General features: G+C 34.6%; 19 protein-coding genes. 12 read left to right on the top strand and 7 right to left on the bottom strand.

Features of this window, described 5'->3' with window-relative positions; translation table 11 throughout:
* Window positions 1-38 precede the first annotated feature (38 nt).
* The 4 genes from IR213_RS04350 to argS form a co-directional block, all read right to left on the bottom strand.
* Entirely contained in the window at window positions 39-920 is an 882-nt protein-coding gene (locus tag IR213_RS04350) for a bifunctional 5,10-methylenetetrahydrofolate dehydrogenase/5,10-methenyltetrahydrofolate cyclohydrolase (RefSeq protein WP_194311085.1), read from the bottom strand.
* A 74-nt stretch (window positions 921-994) separates the two neighbouring features.
* The gene (ffh, locus tag IR213_RS04345; RefSeq protein WP_194311084.1) at window positions 995-2,353 is read right to left on the bottom strand and encodes a signal recognition particle protein; all 1,359 of its coding nucleotides are present in this window, start codon (window positions 2,351-2,353) and stop codon (window positions 995-997) included.
* Window positions 2,354-2,481: 128 nt separating this feature from the next.
* Window positions 2,482-3,207, bottom strand: coding sequence for a hypothetical protein (locus tag IR213_RS04340; protein WP_228479088.1), 726 nt, complete (start codon window positions 3,205-3,207; stop codon window positions 2,482-2,484).
* Window positions 3,208-3,258: 51 nt separating this feature from the next.
* Window positions 3,259-5,037, bottom strand: coding sequence for an arginine--tRNA ligase (gene argS / locus IR213_RS04335; protein WP_194311083.1), 1,779 nt, complete (start codon window positions 5,035-5,037; stop codon window positions 3,259-3,261).
* 238 nt (window positions 5,038-5,275) lie between these two features.
* Here argS and IR213_RS04330 point away from each other — a divergent pair, with 238 nt between their 5' ends.
* The 3 genes from IR213_RS04330 (at window position 5,276) to IR213_RS04325 (ending at window position 12,149) form a co-directional block, all read left to right on the top strand.
* Window positions 5,276-9,529, top strand: a complete 4,254-nt coding sequence (locus IR213_RS04330; protein WP_194311082.1) for a T9SS type B sorting domain-containing protein — start codon at window positions 5,276-5,278, stop codon at window positions 9,527-9,529.
* A gap of 252 nt (window positions 9,530-9,781) precedes the next feature.
* Window positions 9,782-10,210, top strand: coding sequence for a carboxypeptidase-like regulatory domain-containing protein (locus tag IR213_RS16555; RefSeq protein ID WP_317173115.1), 429 nt, complete (start codon window positions 9,782-9,784; stop codon window positions 10,208-10,210).
* Between the two features lie 46 nt (window positions 10,211-10,256).
* A complete protein-coding gene (locus IR213_RS04325) occupies window positions 10,257-12,149 on the top strand; it encodes an outer membrane beta-barrel family protein (RefSeq protein ID WP_317173114.1) in 1,893 nt (630 codons plus the stop codon).
* Between the two features lie 98 nt (window positions 12,150-12,247).
* Here IR213_RS04325 and IR213_RS04320 read toward each other — a convergent pair whose 3' ends face one another.
* Window positions 12,248-13,255, bottom strand: a complete 1,008-nt coding sequence (locus IR213_RS04320) for a 3-oxoacyl-ACP synthase III family protein (protein ID WP_194311081.1) — start codon at window positions 13,253-13,255, stop codon at window positions 12,248-12,250.
* 197 nt (window positions 13,256-13,452) lie between these two features.
* On the opposite strand from IR213_RS04320, the gene IR213_RS04315 reads away from it, so the two are divergent.
* The 4 genes from IR213_RS04315 to IR213_RS04300 all read left to right on the top strand — a co-directional run bounded on the left by IR213_RS04315 (window position 13,453) and on the right by IR213_RS04300 (window position 17,660).
* On the top strand, window positions 13,453-14,403 hold the full coding sequence (locus IR213_RS04315) for a T9SS C-terminal target domain-containing protein (protein ID WP_194311080.1): 951 nt from the start codon (window positions 13,453-13,455) through the stop codon (window positions 14,401-14,403).
* 81 nt (window positions 14,404-14,484) lie between these two features.
* On the top strand, window positions 14,485-16,347 hold the full coding sequence (locus IR213_RS04310; RefSeq protein WP_194311079.1) for an ABC-F family ATP-binding cassette domain-containing protein: 1,863 nt from the start codon (window positions 14,485-14,487) through the stop codon (window positions 16,345-16,347).
* 299 nt (window positions 16,348-16,646) lie between these two features.
* A complete protein-coding gene (locus tag IR213_RS04305) occupies window positions 16,647-17,243 on the top strand; it encodes a hypothetical protein (RefSeq protein ID WP_194311078.1) in 597 nt (198 codons plus the stop codon).
* Between the two features lie 114 nt (window positions 17,244-17,357).
* A complete protein-coding gene (locus IR213_RS04300) occupies window positions 17,358-17,660 on the top strand; it encodes a hypothetical protein (RefSeq protein WP_194311077.1) in 303 nt (100 codons plus the stop codon).
* Between the two features lie 136 nt (window positions 17,661-17,796).
* Here the strand turns inward: IR213_RS04300 and IR213_RS04295 are convergent, their stop codons facing one another.
* A complete protein-coding gene (locus IR213_RS04295) occupies window positions 17,797-18,561 on the bottom strand; it encodes a hypothetical protein (RefSeq protein ID WP_194311076.1) in 765 nt (254 codons plus the stop codon).
* A 221-nt stretch (window positions 18,562-18,782) separates the two neighbouring features.
* Here IR213_RS04295 and IR213_RS04290 point away from each other — a divergent pair, with 221 nt between their 5' ends.
* Window positions 18,783-19,241, top strand: coding sequence for an FKBP-type peptidyl-prolyl cis-trans isomerase (locus IR213_RS04290; protein WP_194311075.1), 459 nt, complete (start codon window positions 18,783-18,785; stop codon window positions 19,239-19,241).
* A gap of 173 nt (window positions 19,242-19,414) precedes the next feature.
* Here IR213_RS04290 and IR213_RS04285 read toward each other — a convergent pair whose 3' ends face one another.
* Window positions 19,415-20,962, bottom strand: a complete 1,548-nt coding sequence (locus IR213_RS04285; RefSeq protein ID WP_194311074.1) for an SDR family NAD(P)-dependent oxidoreductase — start codon at window positions 20,960-20,962, stop codon at window positions 19,415-19,417.
* A gap of 159 nt (window positions 20,963-21,121) precedes the next feature.
* On the opposite strand from IR213_RS04285, the gene IR213_RS04280 reads away from it, so the two are divergent.
* The 4 genes from IR213_RS04280 (at window position 21,122) to IR213_RS04265 (ending at window position 23,802) form a co-directional block, all read left to right on the top strand.
* Window positions 21,122-21,901 (top strand): O-methyltransferase, encoded by a 780-nt coding sequence (locus IR213_RS04280; RefSeq protein ID WP_194311144.1) that lies wholly within the window; start codon window positions 21,122-21,124, stop codon window positions 21,899-21,901.
* 156 nt (window positions 21,902-22,057) lie between these two features.
* Window positions 22,058-22,744, top strand: a complete 687-nt coding sequence (locus IR213_RS04275; protein WP_194311073.1) for an ABC transporter ATP-binding protein — start codon at window positions 22,058-22,060, stop codon at window positions 22,742-22,744.
* 71 nt (window positions 22,745-22,815) lie between these two features.
* Window positions 22,816-23,385, top strand: coding sequence for a cob(I)yrinic acid a,c-diamide adenosyltransferase (locus IR213_RS04270; RefSeq protein ID WP_194311072.1), 570 nt, complete (start codon window positions 22,816-22,818; stop codon window positions 23,383-23,385).
* Window positions 23,386-23,580: 195 nt separating this feature from the next.
* Complete coding sequence (locus IR213_RS04265; RefSeq protein ID WP_007138072.1) at window positions 23,581-23,802, top strand: DUF2795 domain-containing protein; 222 nt, start codon at window positions 23,581-23,583, stop codon at window positions 23,800-23,802.
* Window positions 23,803-23,864 lie beyond the last annotated feature (62 nt).

The following is a 23,864-nucleotide window of genomic DNA, read 5'->3' as shown; positions in this document are numbered from 1 at the left end:
TTATCATCTTGGGTTTTGCTTTTTATATTTTTAAAATATTATTTTTTACTCCTAATTTTTCTCGCCAAAAGCGTATTTTTCAACAACATCGCAATAGTCATTGGCCCTACTCCACCGGGAACCGGAGTTATAAAAGAAGATTTTTTACTTACTTCATCAAAATCAACATCGCCAGTAATAACATACCCTTTTGGATGAGAAGTATCTTCGACTCTGGTAATACCTACGTCAATTACAACAACTCCATCTTTTACCATATCTGCTTTAAGATAATTAGGAACGCCAAGAGCTGTGATGATAATATCGGCATTTTTAGTAAATTCTTCTATATTTTTGGTTCTACTATGAGTAAGCGTTACTGTTGAATCACCTGGATATCCTTTTCGGCTCATCAAAATACTCATCGGGCGACCAACAATGTGACTACGCCCAATAACTACGGTATGTTTGCCTGCAGTTTCTACTTTGTATCGCTCCAATAATTCCATTATTCCATAAGGAGTCGCTGGCAAAAATGTTTCCATTTCCAAAGCCATTTTACCAAAATTGGTAGGATGAAAACCGTCCACATCTTTATCAGGATCAATAGCCATAAGGATTTTTTGCTCGTCAATATGTTTTGGCAAAGGCAATTGAACGATAAAACCATCTAAATCATCATCATCATTTAATTCCTTAATTTTTTTAAGCAACTCCAATTCCGAAATAGTTTCTGGCAAGGAAACCAAAGTAGATTCAAATCCTATTTGTTGACAAGATCTTACTTTACTGCCTACATAAGTTAAACTTGCCCCATTACTACCAACAATAACAGCTGCTAAATGAGGAACTTTCTGCCCATCAGCTTTCATTTTTTGTACTTCGGCAGCAATTTCGCTTTTAATATCTTCCGATGTTTTTTTTCCGTCTAGTAGTTGCATTTTTTTGTTTAAAGTTTAAGGTCTAAATTTTTAGATTTCAACAACTTGAAAACTAAAAATTTAAACAAATATTTTTATCTCATTCCAGGTGCCCCTCCAGGCATTCCTTTCATGTTTCCCATCATTTTCATCATATTTTTTCCGCCTGGCCCTTGCATTATCTTCATCATCTTACTCATTTGTTCAAACTGTTTCATCAACTGATTGACTTGCTCAATTTTTGTTCCTGACCCTTTAGCAATTCTGGCTTTTCTTTTTACATCAATTATGACAGGTTTAGATCTCTCTTTTGGAGTCATCGAATGAATAATTGCTTCTATAGATTTGAATGCATCATCTTCTATTTCGACATCTTTCATTGCTTTTGTGGCACCAGGAATCATCCCAACCAAATCTTTCATATTACCCATTTTCTTCACCTGCTGAATTTGGGAAAGGAAATCATCAAAACCAAATTCATTTTTAGCGATTTTCTTTTGGATTTTTCTGGCTTCTTCTTCATCGAATTGTTCTTGAGCCCTTTCTACCAAAGACACAACGTCTCCCATTCCTAGAATACGTTCCGCCATACGGCTTGGATAGAAAACGTCAATAGCATCCATTTTTTCGCCTGTTCCAACAAATTTTATTGGTTTGTTAACAACCGATTTAATAGAAATAGCAGCTCCTCCACGAGTATCACCGTCTAATTTAGTTAAGATTACACCATCAAAATTTAATCTATCATTGAATGCTTTTGCTGTATTTACGGCATCTTGACCGGTCATTGAATCAACCACAAACAAGGTTTCGTGTGGTTGAATGGCTTTGTGAACGTTTGAAATTTCGGTCATCATTGCCTCATCCACAGCGAGACGACCGGCAGTATCGACAATCACAACATTAAATCCATTTGCTTTTGCGTGTTTGATTGCATTTTGGGCAATTTCTACAGGATTTTTATTTTCAGGCTCAGAATAAACCTCAACTGCAATTGAATCTCCAACAACATATAATTGTTGAATCGCCGCAGGACGATAAATATCACAAGCAACCAAAAGTGGTTTTTTGTTCTTTTTGGTTTGAAGATAATTGGCTAATTTTCCGGAAAAGGTGGTTTTCCCTGAACCTTGTAATCCTGACATTAAAATAACAGTAGGATTTCCAGAAAGATTGATTCCGGCTACATCTCCACCCATTAATTCGGTCAGTTCATCTTTGACAATTTTCACTAACAATTGTCCTGGTTGAAGGGTTGTTAATACGTTTTGACCAATTGCTTTTTCTTTTACTTTGGTAGTAAAATCTTTGGCAATTTTAAAGTTAACATCGGCATCTAATAAAGCACGACGTACTTCTTTTAGAGTTTCTGCAACGTTTACTTCTGTGATTTTTCCGTGACCTTTTAGTATATGAAAGGCCTTGTCTAATTTATCGCTTAAATTATCGAACATAATTTTTTTCTCTTTAATTAAGGTGCAAATTTAAGCATTTGATTTTGAAGTTTAAATAGTATTATAAATAAAAAGAGGCTGTCTTTTTAAGATAGCCTCTTTTATTATGGAATCAATTAACCTGAAGATTAATCCTTATCGTCTAAATGTGTTTCCTTTTCAAGTAAATCTCTTATAAGCTCTCCTAAATCATGATGTCCATCATCGCTACCTGTAGTAATTTCGATAACACCATCCCCATCAGCGTCTGTAAGCAATCCTTGACCGGCTAAAGCAGTTATCTTCGCCATAATTGCATCAATCTGAATTTTGATATTAAGAGAAATATTATTGCTATTCACTGTGAAGTCTTTAGAAGGATCACTAAAGTCCATTCCTAATTCCACTTGTTTAGCACTCCAAACAACAAAATTTTTCCCGTCTACAGTACCTTTAATCATGAAACTCTTTCCATTCATTTCTCCAGCCAAAGTGCTTGGTTGAAATTTGAATTTTATCTCTTCATATTTAGCATTCGGAATAGAAACCGAAGTAATAACTTGTGATAAAGTTTTATCTGGATCTAATAAATCAAGCAAAAAAGGACCTGTAAGCTTAACATCTTCATGCAAAGGATCCTCAGTATGTCTCACATCTTCTGAATCTGTCTCCAATTTGATACTACCAATGTTAATTTTAAAATCGGTAATAACTACAGTTGATGCCGCTGCAGTTCTAGCTGTCAAAGAAGTCTTTCCAGTTGTTGATACTGCTGAGGCTTTTAAAGTGACATTCCCGCTAGTTGAGTCCGTTTGATTATCGGAACATGAAATTGCTGCAATGACCAGCAAAGCTAAAATTGATATTTTTTTCATAATGACATCTTTAAATTGTTATTAATCAATAACGTAAAAGATTTATCATTATTACATTCTTTCCGGAACACTGATACCTAATAAACTAAAAGAAGCAGCAATAGTGTCCGCAACTTTTTTAGAAAGTTGTACTCTAAATATTTTTTCTATTGCAACATCTGAACCTAAAATAGGAACCGCTTGGTAGAAAGAGTTGTACTCACGTACTAAATCATATGTATAATTTGCCAGTAAGGCCGGACTGTGATTTTGCGCTGCATTTTGAATAACTTCAGGAAATAATTCAAGTTGTTTTATTAATTCTTTTTCCTTTTCGTGAAGCGTTACTATTTCTGATTTAATTGAAAAATCAAAATTGGCTTTTCGAATAATCGACTGTATTCTCGCATAAGTATATTGAATAAATGGCCCTGTATTTCCGGCAAAATCTACTGATTCTTCAGGATCAAAAAGGATTCGTTTTTTTGGATCAACTTTCAAAATATAATATTTCAAAGCGCCAAGTCCAATAGTTTTGTATAATTTTGATTTTTCTTCAGGCGAATAGCTGTCTAATTTTCCTAAATCTTCAGCAATTTTCTGAGCTGTATCTGTCATCTCTTGCATCAAATCATCGGCATCAACAACGGTTCCTTCACGGGATTTCATTTTTCCGGAAGGTAAATCAACCATTCCGTAGGATAAATGAAAGAGGTTTTTAGACCATTCGAAACCTAATTTTTTCAAGATTAAAAACAATACTTTAAAGTGATAATCCTGTTCGTTTCCAACGGTATAAACCATTCCGCCAACGTCTGGAAAATCCTTCACACGCTGGATTGCCGTCCCTATATCCTGTGTCATATAAACCGCAGTACCATCAGAACGAAGCACGATTTTACGATCCAAACCTTCATCAGTTAAATCAATCCAAACTGAACCGTCAGGATCTTTTTCGAAAACACCTTTTTCTAAACCAATTTGAACTACATCTTTTCCGAGCAAATAAGTATTGCTTTCGTAGTAATATTTATCAAAATCAACTCCAAGGTTTTTATAAGTAATCGCAAAACCGTCATAAACCCATTGGTTCATTGTTTTCCAAAGTTCAATCACTTTAGCATCTCCAGCTTCCCATTTCAATAACATTTCTTGAGCTTCCAGAATTATTGGCGCTTGTTTTTTTGCCTCTTCTTCTGTTTTTCCTTCCGAGATTAATTGTGCAATTTGTTCTTTATACGCTTTATCAAAAGCCACATAATAATTCCCAACTAACTTATCGCCTTTCAAACCGGTTGATTCCGGAGTTTCTCCATTTCCAAATTTTTTCCAAGCCAACATCGATTTGCAAATATGGATTCCACGATCGTTTATGATTTGGGTTTTGTATACTTTCTTGCCAGAAGCTTTGATAATTTCGGCAACAGAATAACCTAAGAGATTATTACGAACGTGACCTAAATGCAATGGTTTATTAGTATTTGGAGAAGAATATTCTACCATTATAGCTTTATCTTCTGGTCTTGGAGTAACAAAACCAAATTTTTCGGCATCTCTTATTTCGTTGAAGAAATTCAAATAATATTCGTCAGAAATAACAATATTTAAAAAACCGGAAACCACATTAAACCGACTTACTTCAGGAACATTTTCGACTAAATAGTTTCCAATTTTATTTCCTAATTCTACCGGATTACTTTTTACAACTTTCAATAAAGGAAAAATTACCATCGTGATGTCGCCTTCAAACTCTTTGCGTGTACTTTGAAATTCAACTTTGTCAATCGCAATTTTAAATAATGCTTGGATTGCTTTTTCAATAGAAGGCGTAAGAATCTGTGTTAATGTCATTTTATTGTCAATTTTAAGGCTGCAAAGATAGGTATTTAAGAGGGAAATTGTTTTAGATTTGTATGAAATAATATCTGTCTTTTTTCGTTCAAATATTAGTTTTCCATATTAATTTATAAGTTAATTTTGGTAATTATTTGTTTCATTTGAAAATTATTATAAATTTACTGTGTGTTTTACCGATAAAAATAAAGTTTTTATCGGTAACATTATATTTTTGCCCAAAATATATTTCTTTATGAAAAAAAGCCTAATTCTTATAACTTCACTCTTTTGGATAGGATGTTATTCGCAGGCTATTAATGTTGATACTAGCACTCATACTGTTCCACAATTAGTTCTCGATGTTTTAGTTAACAAAACTTGCGTTCCTGTAAGCAACATTATGTGGAGAACCGGAACAAATTTTGGTTCTACAAACGGAATTGGATATTTTGAGAATACAAACCCAGCTTTCCCATTGTCAAGTGGCGTGATTTTGAGTACGGGGGATGTAAGAAATGCTCCTGGACCAAACACAACTCAACTTGATGATGGTAACGCCGCTTGGTCTGGTGACTCTGATTTAGAAGCTACATTATTAGCCGCAGGAATCTCAATGAAATCCACAAATGCAACGGTTTTAGAATTTGACTTCGTTCCTTTTTCTTCAAACTTTGACTTTAAATTTTTATTTGCATCCGAAGAATATGGTAATTTTCAATGCAAGTTTTCTGATGCTTTTGCATTTCTATTAACTAATAAAACAACTGGAGTAACAACAAATCTTGCTGTAGTCCCAAGTACAACAATTCCAATTTCGGTAGTTACCATTCGTAATTCATTATATAATTCGTCTTGCCTGTCAGAAAACCCAACCTATTTTGGAGCATTTAATGGCGGTTCAAATGCTGTTGGTTCAGCAACAAATTTTAATGGACAAACTGTTGTTATGAACGCCGCATCATCAACTTTGACACCAAATATAACCTATCACATAAAACTTGTAATTGCTGACAGGCAGGACAATCAGGCCGATTCTGCCATATTTTTAGGAGCCAATAGTTTTAATGTTGGTCAAGATGTTTTAGGGGCTGATTTAACAACGGCAAGAAATACAGCTATTTGCAATAATAAAAGCCAAATCATTCGTTCAGGTCTTGACCCTAAGATTTATTCATTTAAATGGACTTTTAACAAAAATCGAATAGGTGGAGACACACCAGATTTGATCGTAAACCAACCCGGAGTTTATGGCCTTACTTATACCATTATGTCTACACCACCTTGCGAAGTAACTACTGATTATATAAATGTTGAATACAATAAACCAATTGTAACTCCTGATCCAGTAAATTTATACAAATGTGATTCTGCTGGCCAGACCGGCTTTACTTATGATTTATCTTTTAACACGCCTATCGTACAAGTTCCCGGAACTAAGATAAGTTATCATTCCTCTTCTGCAGATGCCGATTCAAATAGCAATCCACTGCCAACAAGTTATACTATAGCAACCGGAAGTTTACCGGCTACAATTTGGACTAGGATATTGGACATTACAACAGGTTGTGCCGTAACAAAATCATTTGAATTAGGACTTACGCCTCCGCCAATTGCCAATAATCCTGTAGACATCACTTTATGTGAAACAACAATGGGTTCAAACACTGCTGATTTTGATCTTGCTTCACGAACAGCCACCATTTTAGGAGTACAATCACCAACAAAATACGATGTTTCATATTACCGCTCTATGGCTAATGCCATTACAGGAAAAAATCCGATTAATACATCTGTTATTTTTCCTTCAGGAAATGCAACAATAGTTGCAAAAGTTCAAAATACGACAGACCCTACTTGTTTTAACACTACAAGTTTTAGTTTAATTGTTAAACCAAAACCAGTTTTAGACCTTATTCCTGACCAGTATGTCTGTATAGGTTTTACCTTGCCTACTCTTAAAAATCCTGGAAATTATTATTCCGGACCAAACAAAGGTTTACCAATGCTAAGTGCCGGTGATGTAATTACTGCTGACCAAAATGTATACATTTATAACGAAACTGGAGGAACTCCAAGTTGTTCCTATGAAACTAAATTCAATGTAAAAATTGTTGTACCAGCAGATATTACACCCACTGATATAGTAGCCTGTGATCAATATTTGTTACCTAAATTAGGTTTCGGATCTCGCTATTTTACATTACCAGGCGGGCCAACAACTGCTGGTAATACAGAACTTTTTGGAGGAACAACATTAATAACAACTTCAGGGCTAGTATATACCTATTTTATTTCAACTGATATTACTCCTTGTGAAGTTCAAAGTAAATTCAATATTACCATAAATGTTACTCCAAAAATTACAGGCTCTTTCCCTAATGTTTTTTCTTGTGGTACATATAATTTACCGCCATTAACAGTTGGAAATTATTACACTTTCAATGCTGGAACTGGTCTTTACACACTAGCAGTTTCACCAATAACAACGACAACAAAACTTTATGTTTTTGCGATAAGTAATACTTGTAGAACTCAAGATAAGATCTTTACGGTCTATATCGACACTATAGGATTAGTTGACATAACCCAATGCCCTGCTTATAATCTCCCTAAAGCACCTGTTGGAGAATACCGTGATGCGCCAAATGGTGGCGGAAACATAATTCCTCCTGGGCTTATTGAAAAAACAACAAAAGTTTATATATATGTTCCGGGAGCAGGAACACCTAATTGTACAGATAATGAATTTTTTACCATAACAATAAATGCTCCGTTCCTAACTACGCCTTCGAATATGACAGCTTGTGAACGTTTCTCTCTACCGGCTCAGGCTGATGGTGGCACTTATTATTCAGGTCCAAACAAAGGTTTGCCAATATTAAAAGTTGGCGATATAATAACTACAACTACGACAATATATATTTATAAAACTTCTTTAACAGCTGCAGGTTGCTACAATGAAAAACCTTGGCTAATTACTATAAATCAAAAGCCAATAATTGATTCCAGAGATAAAAAAATAGATGCATGTAATTCTTATGTTTTAAGTCCACTAACTAACGGGAATTATTTTTATGATCAATATGGTGTAAACCCAATTGCTGCAGGAACTATTATTAGCAAAAACAATAGAATTTATATTTATGCAGTAAATCCAAATGACTCATCTTGCTATTCTGAAAACTTTTTTGATATTTCAATAAATGGTGTTAAAGCAGATCCAATTCCTGCCCAATTATCGTATTGTGATAGTTTTACTTTTCCTCCGCTACCAACCCCTAATAATTTTTATTTTGATGCTCCTGGAGGGCTTTTGGGCGGAGGAAAAATAATCCCTTTTGGAACTATAGTAACCCCAGCAACAGTATTACCAAAATATTATATTTATTATGAAACCGGAGATCGGTTAAATTGTAGCGATGAAAATCCGTTTACAATAACCATTGCACCTAAACCTGTTGCATATCCAGTTACTACATTAGTTAGCTGCGATACATTTGGTCCAAATGATGGTATTTTCCAATTCGATTTGACCACATTAGCCATTAGAAATCAAGTATTAAATGGCCAAACACCTGATGCTAACTTTACTTTAACATTTTTCAATTCTTTGGCTGAAGCCAATAATAGCAATGCAATTCCTATTACGAATCCTGCTGTTTACCAAAACGACAATCCGTTTAATGACAGCGTCTGGATTAGAATAACAAACAATACTGTCACAACTCCATGTTTTGATGTTGTCGAATTAAAATTCATTGTGAATCCATTGCCTATTTCTCAATTAAAACCGGAATATTTTATTTGTGAAGATTATGAAACCGGAACTTTATTGAATTCCGCTATTTTAAACACAGGTATAATCGCATCAAATTATACATTTGAGTGGACCTTTGACGGGAATCCATGTGGAAACACTTCATCAATTACAACGAGTCAAATAGGAAATTATGCAGTAAAAATAACGAACACAAATACAAATTGTATCAATACATCTATAACCAAAGTCACTAAATACTCACCATATCTTGAAATTACATACAGTGATGCATTCGAAAATCCAAGTTTTATTTCTGTAAATGTTTCAGGAGCGGGATCCGGAAATTATCAATATCAAATTGATGATTCATTATTTCAAGACAGTAACATTTTTAATACTATCTCTCCGGGAGAACATACCATTTCAGTTAGAGATAAAAACGGACACTGCAATCCAGCTCCCATTAATGCTGTAATCATAAATTATCCAAAATATTTCACACCAAATGGTGATGGCTATCACGAAACCTGGAATATTACCCATTTAGCATCTACAAATCCAGATGCGCCCATATTTATTTTTGACAGATTTGGAAAACTAATCAAAGAAATAACTCCTTCTACTGATGGTTGGAACGGGATGTATAATGGGGAACCTTTACCTTCTTCTGACTATTGGTTCACGGTTAATTATTCTGAAAAAGGAACTGCAAAATTTTTTAAAGCCCACTTTTCGTTGAAAAGATAACAATAGCTAATTCTAGTTATAAAAAAACCTCAAAGGCATTTATTCTTAAAAATGAACTACTTACACCAACAAAGGTGCAGATTAAGGTTTTTTTAATACTTTTTTTGTAACATTTTGTTCATTACACAGTCTACTTGTTATCTATTCTTAAAAGATAATGGATTTCTATTTGAACCGGAACATACATTTCATTTTTTAGAATCACACGAACAACTTTAAATCATCTAAATCAATTATTAATTAAAAAAACTTATGAACTTTAAACTAATTTTAATTTGCGTCTTGGCTAGCTTTACCACTTTACAGGCACAAAATTCCGTCAATACTATAAATTTAAATCCTTCAGGAAGTATCACCGGAAAGGTTATTGACAAGAAAAGTGGCGAACCGCTTCCTTATGTAAACATCGTTATAAAAGAAAACTCCAAAGTAATTTCAGGCGGCATTACGACTGAAAAAGGAAATTTTGCAATTAAAAATTTAGAATTAAAAAATTACACCGTCGAAATTCAATTTATAGGATATAAAGCCATTTTGGAGAATGTGAGCCTTACGGATAAAGAAAGTACCCTTAACTTAAAAACAATTTCATTGGAGGAAGATGCGACACAACTTTCGGAGGTAGAAATCGTAAAAGAACGCTCGACAATCGAACAAAAAAATCGACAGGAAAATCATTAACGTTGGTAAAGACTTAATTTCATCCGGAGCAACCGCGTCCGAAATAATGAACAACATTCCATCAGTAAGTGTTGATCCGCAGACGAATGCCATAAGCTTGAGAGGAAATTCGAATGTTCGAATTTTAATCGATGGGAAACCAAGTAACATTGATGCTTCGCAATTATTGCAACAAATTCCATCAAGTTCCATCAAGCAAATCGAACTAATCACTAATCCTTCGGCTAAGTATAATCCCGAGGGATTTAGCGGCATTATTAATATTGTGTTGAATAAAAACAGTAAAATTGGTTTTAACGGAAACATCAATAACGGCGTCACTTTTGGAAAAACGCCGAAATTAAATTCTTCATTAGACATGAATTATCGAACAGGAAAATTCAACATTTATGGAAATTATGGTTTGAGTACGGGAATGCATTCGAATCATGGATTCATAAACACATTAGATATTGGAAGAGAAGATTTTCAAAAATTTAATTTTGTTGATAACAACACTTCTCATCTGGCAAAAGTGGGTTTTGATTTTTATGTGAATGATAAAAATACGATTTCCTTTTATACAACACAAAACATATTCAAAGGAATTGGAAACTCGCGGGTAAGTATCGATTATCTTGATGTCGCTCAACCCGATATTATCCAGCTATTTAACAATGAAAACAATAACTACTCTCAAACCTACAATTTAGATTATAAAAAAAATTTAAATAAAGAGGGACATAGCTTAGAGTTTGAGGTAAATTACAATAGCAATGACGACAAAGAGAATTCAATTTACAACACTCCCGCTACAAATTATATAGTCAACAACGGAACGAATACTTTGATAAATTTGGATTACACAAATCCGCTATCAAAGACGTTAAAAATGGAACTGGGATTGGAAAGCCGAATCGAAAACACGCGAAATAATTTTCAAAAAGACAATTCTTATGATTCGGATTTTGCTTATGACAGAGATATTTATTCGGCTTATGCAACTTTCTCTAAACAATGGGGAAAATGGAGTGCACAAGCTGGAACGCGTTTCGAAAAATACAATGCAAAAGCACTATTCAAAAAAGCAAATGAAAATAATGCAACTTTTGAAGATAATTTGCTTACCCTTTATCCTTCAGGCTTTTTAAATTATTCGCCAAGCGAAAAAAACTCCTTTAATTTGAGTTTTTCAAGACGTGTTGACAGACCAAGCATCAATCAAGTAAACCCAATTCGTGAATGGAGCACACCACAAATTGATTCAGAAGGAAATCCCAATCTTTTTCCGCAATTCACTAATTCATACGAATTAAATTATACCCGAAAAACTAAATTAGGTTCAATAACAACCGGCGTCTTCTACCGAAGAATAAATGACGAAATTTCCAGAACCTTATTCGAAAACCCAACAAATCCTTCAAAATTAATTTTGTCATACGACAACCTAGACGACAACAATGCCTATGGTTTTGAAATTTCGGGAAACCTGCAATTCACAAAATGGCTTAGTTCTAATATTAGTTTTGATTCCTATAGCAAAAAATCAAGAGGAATTGTTGACAATGAATCTGTTGAAGTAAATGTTAGTTCCTTCAACACACGAATCAGCAACACCTTTAAGGCTTCAAAAAATTTAAAATTCCAATTATCAGGAATGTACAGTGGACGTGATTTAGGGCTGCAATTTTTAAGACAACCAATGTGGAAAATAGACTTAGGTTCAAGTCTTACTGTTTTAAAAGGCAACGGAACAATTACCGCAAGATTCAGCGATATTTTTAATACAATGCACTTTGCCTTCGAAACGAGTAAACCAAAAAATCAGGTGGGACAATTCAATTGGGAAAGTCAATCCGCTTACATAGGATTTAATTATCGTTTTGGGGCTGGAAAAAACAAAGCATTGCAGCGTAAAGAGAGAGATAAAAACGAAACCCATGGAGGTGGTGGGTTTTAAATAGTAAGTTTTAATAATTTCAGATTGCAAAAAGAAACCCGAAGTATGCCACTTCGGGTTTTTTGATTTATAAATTTCTAGGAAATAAATATTGTTTATTACCATTTAATAATAACACTTCCCCAAGTAAATCCGCTACCAAAAGCAGCCAAAACCACAGTGTCACCTGATTTTATTTTTCCTTGTTCCCAAGCTTCTGTTAACGCAATCGGAATTGAAGCTGCTGTTGTGTTACCGTATTTTTGGATGTTATTAAAAACCTGATCATCTCTCAATCCAAATTTCTTTTGGATAAATTGGGATATCCTCAAATTCGCCTGATGCGGAATGAGCATATCAATGTCTGAAACTTGCAGATTATTGGCTTGCAAACCTTCATTAATAACTTCGGCAAAGCGAACCACGGCATTTTTAAACACAAATTGGCCGTTCATATACGGAAAATAACTCTCGTCGTCTGGGTCTTTATCTGCTATAATATCTGTAATCCAACGACCTCCCATTCCTGGTGCTTTCACAATAAGTTCTGCGGCGTGTTGCCCTTCTGAGTGCAAATGAGTTGACAAAATTCCTTTAGACAAATCTTCTTCCCTACTCAAAATAGCTGCCCCGGCTCCGTCTCCAAAAATCACTGAAACTCCACGACCGCGATCCGTCATATCCAAACCTGTTGATTGCACTTCGGAACCTATAACGAGAATATTTTTATACATTCCGGTTTTAATATACTGATCCGCAACGGAAAGCCCATATACAAAACCTGAACATTGATTTCTTACGTCTAATGCACCTACAGTTTTTAATCCTAAATCACGTTGTACCAATACTCCCGGGCCAGGAAAATAATAGTCAGGACTCAAGGTGGCAAAAACCACAAAATCGATATCTTCTTTGGCTATTCCGGAACGTTCGATTGCAATTTTTGCCGCTTTTACTCCCATTGTTGTCGTAGTATCTTGACCTCGAATGATATGTCTTCTTTCTTGAATTCCGGTTCGCTCTTGAATCCACTCATCATTTGTGTCCATTATTTTAGACAAATCATCATTAGTTACTATATTATCAGGGACATAATATCCTAATCCTGTTATTTTTGAATGAAACATAATAGTGTTGTTTTAATAAAATTTCGTTTGCAATTTAAGAATACTCTAAAATCAAGTACAATGTAGCACTAATTTTGACAGTGCCAATTTTTTGTTTCAATACTCAGAAAAAATCTTTGTTTCAGACTCGAAAATTCGCATAAAGTAAGTTCCAATATAAAAACTTACTTTTGGCAAATTAGTAATTTCCGTTTTTAATGAAAAAAATAGTTGTTTTCCTATTTTGCATCACTTCAGCCTATGGCCAAATTTCGGGCTGTACAGATTCATTTGCAAAAAACTATAATCCAAAAGCAACTAATAATGATGGAAGTTGCCAATATGCTTCTGCCAAAATCAAACCCGAATCTTCTATAAATTTAAGCGATTCTTTAATCGAAACTTCTGGTCTAATTGCTTTCAACGATTTATTCTGGACACACAATGACGATCACGATACAACTATTTATGGCTTGGATTCCAAAGGAAAAATTCAAACTAAAATCAAACTCGAAAAAGTAAAAAATACCGATTGGGAAGAGATTTCTCAAGACAGTTCTTATATTTATATTGGCGATTTTGGGAATAATTATAAAGGTAATCGGACTGATTTACATATTCTGAGAATCGAAAAAAACTCCTTCTTGTTGCATCAACCCGTAATTGATACTATTTCATTTTCGTATTCTAATCAAACGGATTTTAGTGTTCAAAAGCAAAATACCACCAATTTTGATTGTGAGGCTTTTATAATTTCACAAGACAGTATTTATTTGTTTACAAAGCAATGGCATCAAGAAAAAACAAGCGTTTATATGTTGTCAAAAACGCCCGGAAACCATATCGCAATATTAAAAGAAACAATTGATGTAAAAGGATTAATAACTGGTGCCGCTAAATTAGCTTCAAAAAACGAAATCATTCTTTGTGGATATTCTAAAATACTAAAGCCTTTCTTATTCCTATTGTATGATTATAAAAAAAATAATTTCTCATCAGGAAATAAGCGAAAAATTATTCTTTCTCTCCCTTTCCATCAAATAGAAGGCATTGCCACTGATGACGGAAAGTTTTTTTACCTAACCAATGAATCTTTCATTCGAAAACCGATTATCAATACACCTCAACAAATGCATTCGGTTAATTTAAGTCCCTTTTTGAAACCCTAAATTCAAAAATAGAACTCCTTACAAAATAAACAATTCGCAAATAGTGTTATAATAGTTTACTTTTGCAAAAAAATTAACCTTGTGAATTACTTATCAGTAGAAAATATATCGAAATCTTTTGGAGAGCGCACGCTTTTCAAAGACATTTCGTTCGGGATCAATAAAGACCAAAAAATTGCTTTTATAGCCAAAAATGGTTCGGGTAAAACCACTATAATGAACATCATTAATGGCTTTGACGAACCTGACACTGGACAGGTTGTACTTCGAAAAAGCATCAAAATGGCTTTCTTGTCGCAAGACAATAAATTGCAAGATGAGTTAACGATTGAAGAAAGTATTTTTGCTTCGGATAATGAAACTTTGAAAATAATTGAAGCCTACGAAAAAGCATTGGAAAATCCTGAAGACGAAGAAGCCTACCAAAAAGCTTTCGACGGAATGGACCAACATAATGCTTGGGATTTTGAAACCCAATACAAACAAATCTTGTTCAAATTGAAGTTGGAAGACTTTAAACTGAAAGTAAAAAACCTTTCTGGCGGACAAAAAAAACGTTTGTCACTGGCCATTATTCTGATTAATCGTCCCGACTTGTTGATTCTGGATGAGCCAACGAATCACTTGGATTTAGAGATGATCGAATGGCTCGAAAGTTATTTTGCCAAAGAAAATATCACCTTGTTTATGGTAACGCACGACCGTTTCTTTCTGGAGCGTGTTTGCAACGAAATCATCGAACTCGACAACGGAAAGATATACCAATACAAAGGAAATTATTCATACTATTTAGAGAAAAAAGAAGAGCGCATCGCCTCCGAAAATTCAAGTGTTGACAAAGCCCAAAACTTGTTTGTCAAAGAACTTGAATGGATGCGCCGCCAACCAAAAGCGAGAACGACAAAATCGAAATCGCGTCAGGATGATTTCTACGATATTAAGGAAAAAGCCCAAAGTCGTCGTCGCGAGAATGTGGTCGAACTCGAGATTAATATGGAACGAATGGGAAGTAAGATTATTGAACTTCACAAGATTTCGAAAAAATTTAAAGACCACGTCATTTTAGATAATTTCAATTTTGATTTTCAACGTGGCGAACGCATTGGAATCATAGGAAAAAATGGAACCGGAAAATCGACTTTCCTAAATTTATTGACAGGAACTTTGCCTTTAGATTCTGGAAAAGTAGTCGTTGGCGACACCATCAAAATAGGGTATTATACCCAAAGCGGGATTAACCCAAAACCGGGTCAGCGCGTGATTGATGTCATCAAAGAATATGGCGATTTTATTCCGTTGATGAAAGGCAGATTAATTTCGGCTTCGCAATTGCTGGAGCGTTTTCTTTTTGACTCGAAAAAACAATATGATTTTGTCGAAAAATTGAGCGGTGGCGAATTGAAACGTTTGTATTTGTGTACCGTTTTAATACAAAACCCGAACTTTTTAATTCTGGATGAACCCACGAATGATTTAGACATTGTGACTTTGAATGTTCTCGAAAGTTTCTTGATGGATTATCCGGGCTGTTTGCTTGTAGTGTCGCACGACCGTTACTTTATGGATAAAATTGTCGATAATTTATTTGTTTTTAGAGGACAGGGCGAAATAGAAAATTTCCCCGGAAACTACTCTGATTTTAGGGCTTATGAAGACAGTGCGGATGTTGCCCAAAAAGAAGACAACAAAGCCGATAAAAAAGACTGGAAGCAAAACAATCCTACAGGAAATCTAACTTTTAACGAGCAAAAAGAATATCAAAAAATCGAAAGGGAAATCAAAGATTTAGAAATCGAAAAAACCAAAATAGAACAACTTTTTTCTGACGGAAAAGTAGCTGACGCCAATATTTCTGCCAAAGCAAAAGAACTGGAAAATATCAACAATAAAATTGAAGATCGAGAAGAACGATGGTTTGAATTGAGTGCGAAGATAGAAGGATAGAGACTACTATTTGTCATTTCGACGAAGGAGAAATCACATAACGAGAGCAACTAATGTGATTTCTCCCTCTGGTCGAAATGACAAAGTAATACATATTATTACCAACAACCCCAATACTTTTAGCGGTAACGTTGAAAATGTTGGGGTTTTGGTTTTCTACAAATAAAGACTTTATAAATTAATATGAAAAACACCAAAAATTAGAAAGTTATTACATCCATAAATTAAAAAGTTATACATTAGCAAAAGAACCAAATTGTGATTTTATCACAACTATAATCAAATCGCAAACAATTTAAATGGAAGTCCTAGAAGAAATAATCAAGCTATCAATTGGCGGAACTACAGTTGGAATTATAATTGTTTATTTAGGTAAATTTTTCCTAACTAAAAGTTCTGACTTGCTAATGGAAAACCATAAAAATCAACTTGAAATATCAAAAACTGAACATCAAGTTAGATTTTCAAAGCTTCACTCTGAAAGAGGTGAAATTATAAAGTCAATCTATCTCGACTTATATGAACTTGAAAAAAAATTGGAACATTTAACAACTTTATTTCAAGGTCCAGAATGGAAAACAGACAAAGAACGAGATGATGATGCAAGAGCAAAATATAAAGAAACTTTTGAAAGACTTGAGAATAATCGAATTTATTTTTCAGAAGAATTATGCAATCAAATTTCTTTGGGACTAGAAAATTACAACAATATTATTCAGCTGATGTTTAAAGCTAAAAACAAAGCCCATTATGAATCGGATGGAACTGGATACAGATTTCCTGATGGGCAGGGTTCTCTTGATTTATGGAAGGAAGCTGAAAATAAAACAAAAAATGAAATTAGACAATTAAGATTCGAATTAGCTAATGTTTTTCGTAAATTAATAGGAGTTTAAAAAAACACGATTGCTAATTGGAATTGGAACAGAATACAATTCTGCCTAACTAAATACTAGCTAGCGCGAGCATCTTGCTCGTGCCCATAAAATCAAGCAGTTAATAAAAAATAAATGAATCTAAAAAACACTTTGTCAAAATATGCTGGAAAACCCAACTCTTTATTTAAAAAGATCTTTGTGCTATTTTCATTTGCTTATCTACCATTTTTACTATTGTTTGTAATCTTGGTCAGTTTTGGTCTTATGCCAGTAAATTTCAACGATGTAGATTATTACGGTTTAAAAGGCGTTGTTATTATGATTTGCTTTGCCCCTTTTATGATTGTAATGTTTAGTGGCTTTGCTTACTTGTGGTATATATTTGGAAATTTCGTTTTACAACTCTTTATTAGCCTTTTGCCAGAAAAGAAATAATAATGTTGTTAGATTTCTTACCATTTTAAAATCAATATTAGCATATTTATAAACGACTGATTTTTGGATAAATAAGCAGAACGCTCTAATTTAAACAAATTATTCACGTCTATTCAATGTCTCCCGACTTTGTACACTAGTTATAAACCTTTATTTCTTTCAATTTTCGGATTCCTTTCATACGCTTCCAAGCAATTAAATTTCGTTGTTTGTATAACCACAAACATCCTAAATCCAATAAGAAATAAAACAAACTAATTCCACTGGGTGGGTTGGCACTTTTTAAAAAAGGAAATACGCCATAAGCTATTTTTGGCCAAGCCCAACAACGGTAATGGGTTCCTACAATTTCCAGAAAAGCGACGACTATATACATCGTTAAAAAGAACAAACGTTCTCTTGGTTTGTTTCTTAAGAAGTAGATAACTAGCAAAGACATTACAAAACCAAAGATGTCATTTGCAAAAATTAAAAAAAGTGTGGCATATACTAATACGAAAATGGTAAAGAGTATTTCGAGTTGTTTTCTATGTGTTTTAACTATTGCATCTTTACAAAAATACACTGCAGCAATATACACAATGGCATGTCCCGGAGGAACGTATAAAGGAACATTGCCTAATCGATACGCATACATCCCTAAAGCGATTGAAAATAAATGTTCGCCAAAAAAACCAATAATTACTGCAAATAACATTTGCGATTTAATCCTGGATGGTGATCTATAAAACAATATAGAAAACCCTATTAGCATTACTAATGTGGCTAAATGTTGCGTGTTTTCATAAATGGGCACCATATATTTACTATCCAAAAATAACCCAAAGGCAATAAATAGAAATAAATAACCAATGGTTTTATAGAAAGCTAAAAAAAGTGAAATGGCAATTTTACTATTCATGTGGCGAAAATACATACTATTTATAAAAAATTCAATTCCAATTTATCATTTATGGTAAACACTGAAAATCTTCAATTCATTGTAACTAATGAATTTCTATTAAAAAAGACTCTCTTTCATTTTATTAAAATTTACTCCAAAAAAAATAAGAAGCTTTGCAAAGTTTACCAACTTCAAACCATAACAAATTTTACTATATTTGCCGCTCAAAAAAAAATCCAATGAAATACCTCTTAACTGCCCTACTAGCCTTGACTCTTTTTATTTCTTGTTCTAAAGATAAAGAAGCAAATATTGATTATGTTGCAAAAAATGAACTTGAAATTAAGGACTATATTGCTAAAAACAATTTAACTGCCCAAAGAAGTGATACGGGTTTGTATTATGTGATTACTAATCCCGGAACTGGAACACAACCTACTGCAACATCAAATGTTACCGTAGCCTACAAAGGTTATTTTACAAATGGATCTGTATTCGATCAAAGTGGTTCCGCAGGGATTTCGTTTGGTTTGAACCAAGTAATAAAAGGCTGGACTGAAGGCATTCCACATTTTAAAACTGGTGGTAACGGTATTCTTTTGATACCGTCTCAATTAGGTTATGGCAGTAGTTCAAACGGCCCAATTCCTGGAGGTTCAGTACTTATTTTTGAGGTTAAATTAATTTCAGTAAATTAGAAATTATCTGATTTTGCTCCGCAAAGTCTCCGCCTTTGCGGATGTGGCAGTCAGTCTTTTACTGACAAAAAAATCAAATAGTGCATAATCAAATCGGTTAAAAACCGAAATTCACTACCTCAAAGTCGGAGACTTTGCGGAGCAAAAGCAGATCAGAAACTGGAACTTACTTTTTACCAAGGAATCGGATTATAATCTTTCAAAAACTTCCCGCACCAATGTTTTCCTGTATTAATACCGTCAAACAAAGGATCCATAACACGCGCCGCACCATCAACAATGTCTAATGGCGGTTGAAAATCTTCTTCTTCCTGTTTCCTTTTGGCTAATTCTGCGGGATCTTCATCGGTTACCCAACCCGTATCAACGGCATTCATAAAAATTCCGGCTTTCGCCAAAGTTCCTGAGGAAGTGTGTGTCAACATATTCAAAGCGGCTTTTGCCATATTCGTATGAGGATGGCGATCTTCTTTGAAGAAGCGGTGAAACTTCCCTTCCATTGCCGAAACATTGATGATGTGTTTTTGTCCCGTATGGTCTTTTTTCATTACTTCCGAAAGTCGGTTGCACAATACAAAAGGCGCTACCGAATTCACAAGTTGCACTTCAATCATTTCGGTGGTTTCAATTTGCCCCAAACGCAATCGCCAGCTGTTGGTTTTTCGTAAATCGACTTGCTGCAAATCAGCATCGAGTTCCCCTTCTGGAAAAACTTCATTGACCGCGAGCGCATTATCGAAAGAATACGGAATCTGCGATAATTTGGCGGAAGCCCGCAAACCAATTCCAGGTTCCGGTCCGTGCCAAGTCACCGGCATATTTTCATTCGATGAAAAACCAGTTGTTAGTACTTTTAATTCCTCCAAACAATTGGTATGATCCAATAGTAATTCCTGCGCTTCCTTGGGTAAAGAGCCAATTGGCAGTTCTTCGTTCTCCATCAAATGGGAATAAAACCCGGCTGGTCGTCGCACGGTTTGCGCCGCATTATTGATAAGAATATCCAAACGATGGTATTTTTGTTCGATAAAATTGCAGAAAATTTCCACACTCGGAATATGCCGTAAATCCAATCCGTGAATTTTTAAGCGGTGTCCCCATTCCATAAAATCATCTTCCTTAGAAAATCGCAAAGCCGAATCCACCGGAAAACGAGTCGTGGCAATAACAGTCGCTCCGCCACGCAAAAGCATTAGCGAAATATGATACCCAATTTTTAGGCGTGAACCTGTAATCACAGCAATTTGGCCTTTTACATCGGCAGTTTGAAAACGTTTGGCATAATTAAAATCGCCGCAATCCTTACACATAGTATCGTAAAAGTGGTGCATTTTGGTAAATTCCGTTTTGCAGACATAACACTTCCTGGGAGTTTCAAGTTCTAATTGTTCTTTGAGTCCCAAATCGTGCAAAGCCAATAATTTTGGAGCCACAAAAACGCTTGCTTCACGGGCATATCGAATTCCAGTTTCTTTGCGAGCGGTTCTGTCTTTCTTTTCCTGCTTACGCTTAGCCACAGCTTTTCCGTCCTTTTTCCTTTTGGCTAATTCGTCCCGATTAGGGCGTGCAAATTGTCCAGCAGATTTGATTAAAGCTGTACGTTGTGCTGAAGGGATATCAAATATTTGGTCTGTATCCGAGTTTAATTGTGTCAAAATAGCGATGCATCGGTCAATTTCTTCCGATGCTATGGCGTTCTTATTGTTTATTGCTGATGTCATTAGGTTCTAAAAATCAAGGGGACAAAGATAGTCTTTAAAGTGAGACGCAAATCGTGAAAAGTGATGAATGGATAGTGAAAAGTGAAATATCTAAATTCTAACGATTCACTTCTCACGATTCACTTTTTCGTATCTTCGCACTCCTATTTGCAACTTTTTATGTTATTCCAAATAAAATCTTATATCAAATTCCTTTGGAAATCCAAGAACGAACATGCGGTGCATTCACCTTTTGTGTTTAATTTGGTCACCAAATGTTTTTATGATAAAACGAAGTTTTCTAAATATTCCATTTTAAAAAACTATCGGAATACACTTTTAGAAAACAAAAACACCATTAAAGTAACAGATTTTGGAGCTGGTTCGAAAGTTTTCAAATCCAATACAAGAGAAATATCAAAGATTGCCAAAACCGCTGGAATTACTCTTAAACGAGCAGAATTATTGTACCGAATTACAAATTATTTTCAGCCAGATAGCATTTTAGAAATTGGAACTTCATTGGGATTAGCAACTTCTGCACTAGCTTTTGGAAATCCAAAAGCAAAAATTACAACATTGGAAGGTTGTCCGGAAACGGCAAAAATTGCTAAGGAACAATTGGGAAAATTTGGTTTAACCAATGTAAATTCTGTTGTAACAGAATTCAATAGCTACCTGCAAATCTGCAATCTGAAACCTGAAATCTGCAATCTGATTTACTTTGACGGCAATCATTCAAAAAGCGCCACTTTAGATTATTTCGAACTTTTATTACCAACAATAACTAATGACAGCGTTTGGATTTTTGATGATATTCATTGGTCTCCAAATATGGAAGAAGCTTGGAAAATAATTAAAAGCCATCCAAAAGTTACCGTAACCATAGATACTTTTCAATGGGGAATTATTTTCTTTAGAAAAGAACAGCATAAAGAACATTTTGTAATTCGTGTTTAAAAAAGTAACAGTTTTCAGGTTGTATAAATTATATGTAACATTTTTGAAAAACGGCTACTTATTGTAAATATCATCCGTATTTTTGATTTTTGATATTTTGACTGACCCGAGCAAAGCGAACTGACGAAGTAAAACTGCGACTGAAAACTAAAAACTATGAGCAAGCCACTAATAAAAATAACCAATATCAAGAGAGATTTTGTTCTTGGAAACGAAATCGTTTATGTGCTAAAAGGTATTGATTTAGAAATAAATAAAGGAGAATATGTAGCATTAATGGGACCGTCAGGTTCTGGAAAATCTACATTAATGAATCTTTTGGGTTGTTTGGACACGCCAACTTCCGGAACTTATATTCTCAACGGAAAAGATGTAAGCCAGATGCACGATGACGAATTAGCTGAAATCCGCAATAAAGAAATTGGATTCGTTTTTCAAACATTTAACCTTTTGCCGCGAACAACGGCTCTGGATAATGTGGCTTTACCAATGATTTATGCAGGATATTCCAAGTCAGAAAGAAGAGCTCGAGCCACTAAAGTATTGGAACAAGTAAACTTGGCCGACAGAATGGATCACCAACCCAACCAACTTTCGGGAGGACAAAGACAAAGAGTTGCCATTGCCAGAGCTTTGGTCAATAAACCATCCATCATTCTTGCTGATGAACCTACAGGAAATTTGGACAGTAAAACGTCCGAGGAAATCATGGTTCTTTTAGAGGAAATTCACAAAAACGGAAATACTATAATTGTGGTAACCCACGAAGAGGAAATCGCCGCACACGCAAAGAGAATTATTCGTTTAAGAGATGGAATGATTGAAAGCGACACTACAAAGTAATTTTAGATTCCAGATTTAAGATTTACATTTTGTAATCCAAAATCTGGAATTTAAAATCTAAAATCCTTAAAATGAAAATATATACAAAAACAGGCGATAAAGGAACAACAGCACTTTTTGGCGGAACTCGAGTTCCAAAAGACCATATTCGCATAGAAAGTTACGGAACGGTTGATGAATTAAATTCCTATATTGGACTGATTCGGGATCAGGAAATAAATGAGCATTATAAAAAAATCTTGATTGAAATTCAGGATCGATTGTTCACCGTTGGAGCCATTCTCGCTACGCCTCCAGAAAAAGAAGTAAAAAAAAATGGAGAATTGCGTTTGAAAAATCTAGGGATTACAGAAAGCGATATCGAATTGCTGGAAAACGAAATTGATTCTATGGAAGAAGCGCTTCCGCCAATGACCCATTTTGTTTTGCCAGGAGGACACACCACTGTGTCATATTGTCATATTGCAAGATGTGTTTGCCGCCGTGCAGAACGTATGGCAGTACATTTAGACCATAATGAACCCGTTCCCGAAATCGTAATTATGTACCTAAACCGACTTTCTGACTACCTTTTTGTATTGGCACGAAAGTTGTCAAATGATTTAAATGCCAAGGAAGTAAAATGGATTCCGAGGAAGTAATCAGTTTACATATGGCAGTTTTCAGGTTGCAGATTTTCTGCACTTTAAATAGTTTTTCAGCTTACGAATCTGAAATCTGCAACCTGAAAACCGCAACCTGAAAACACGTTCTTAACTTTAATAAAAAATAAATGATTTTTTACTTGTCTTTTTCAGTAAAAAATTTATTTTTGCACAAAACTAAACAGACAAAAGATGTATTGGACATTAGAACTAGCATCCTATCTTAGTGATGCGCCGTGGCCTGCTAACAAAGACGAACTTATCGATTACGCTATTAGAGCAGGAGCTCCATTAGAAGTAGTAGAAAACCTACAGTCTATAGAAGACGAAGGTGAGATATATGAGTCGATGGAAGAGATTTGGCCAGATTACCCCACTGACGAAGATTATCTTTGGAATGAGGACGAATATTAAAAAAATATCCCAAGAAAAAAGTCTCTAAAGAGGCTTTTTTTTTGGTTAAATTTACACACTTT

The organism is Flavobacterium soyangense (genome assembly GCF_015277675.1).
Taxonomy (GTDB): domain Bacteria; phylum Bacteroidota; class Bacteroidia; order Flavobacteriales; family Flavobacteriaceae; genus Flavobacterium; species Flavobacterium soyangense.
Note: the sequence above shows the minus strand (reverse complement) of the source record. Positions and strands in the feature narration are given on the sequence as shown.

Coding starts and splice junctions, on each gene's coding strand:
- IR213_RS04350 (WP_194311085.1), bottom strand. CDS start 920: ATGCAACTACTAGACGGAAAAAAAACATCGGAAGATATTAAAAGCGAA.
- ffh (WP_194311084.1), bottom strand. CDS start 2,353: ATGTTCGATAATTTAAGCGATAAATTAGACAAGGCCTTTCATATACTA.
- IR213_RS04340 (WP_228479088.1), bottom strand. CDS start 3,207: ATGAAAAAAATATCAATTTTAGCTTTGCTGGTCATTGCAGCAATTTCA.
- argS (WP_194311083.1), bottom strand. CDS start 5,037: ATGACATTAACACAGATTCTTACGCCTTCTATTGAAAAAGCAATCCAA.
- IR213_RS04330 (WP_194311082.1), top strand. CDS start 5,276: ATGAAAAAAAGCCTAATTCTTATAACTTCACTCTTTTGGATAGGATGT.
- IR213_RS16555 (WP_317173115.1), top strand. CDS start 9,782: ATGAACTTTAAACTAATTTTAATTTGCGTCTTGGCTAGCTTTACCACT.
- IR213_RS04325 (WP_317173114.1), top strand. CDS start 10,257: ATGAACAACATTCCATCAGTAAGTGTTGATCCGCAGACGAATGCCATA.
- IR213_RS04320 (WP_194311081.1), bottom strand. CDS start 13,255: ATGTTTCATTCAAAAATAACAGGATTAGGATATTATGTCCCTGATAAT.
- IR213_RS04315 (WP_194311080.1), top strand. CDS start 13,453: ATGAAAAAAATAGTTGTTTTCCTATTTTGCATCACTTCAGCCTATGGC.
- IR213_RS04305 (WP_194311078.1), top strand. CDS start 16,647: ATGGAAGTCCTAGAAGAAATAATCAAGCTATCAATTGGCGGAACTACA.
- IR213_RS04300 (WP_194311077.1), top strand. CDS start 17,358: ATGAATCTAAAAAACACTTTGTCAAAATATGCTGGAAAACCCAACTCT.
- IR213_RS04295 (WP_194311076.1), bottom strand. CDS start 18,561: ATGAATAGTAAAATTGCCATTTCACTTTTTTTAGCTTTCTATAAAACC.
- IR213_RS04290 (WP_194311075.1), top strand. CDS start 18,783: ATGAAATACCTCTTAACTGCCCTACTAGCCTTGACTCTTTTTATTTCT.
- IR213_RS04285 (WP_194311074.1), bottom strand. CDS start 20,962: ATGACATCAGCAATAAACAATAAGAACGCCATAGCATCGGAAGAAATT.
- IR213_RS04280 (WP_194311144.1), top strand. CDS start 21,122: ATGTTATTCCAAATAAAATCTTATATCAAATTCCTTTGGAAATCCAAG.
- IR213_RS04275 (WP_194311073.1), top strand. CDS start 22,058: ATGAGCAAGCCACTAATAAAAATAACCAATATCAAGAGAGATTTTGTT.
- IR213_RS04270 (WP_194311072.1), top strand. CDS start 22,816: ATGAAAATATATACAAAAACAGGCGATAAAGGAACAACAGCACTTTTT.
- IR213_RS04265 (WP_007138072.1), top strand. CDS start 23,581: ATGTATTGGACATTAGAACTAGCATCCTATCTTAGTGATGCGCCGTGG.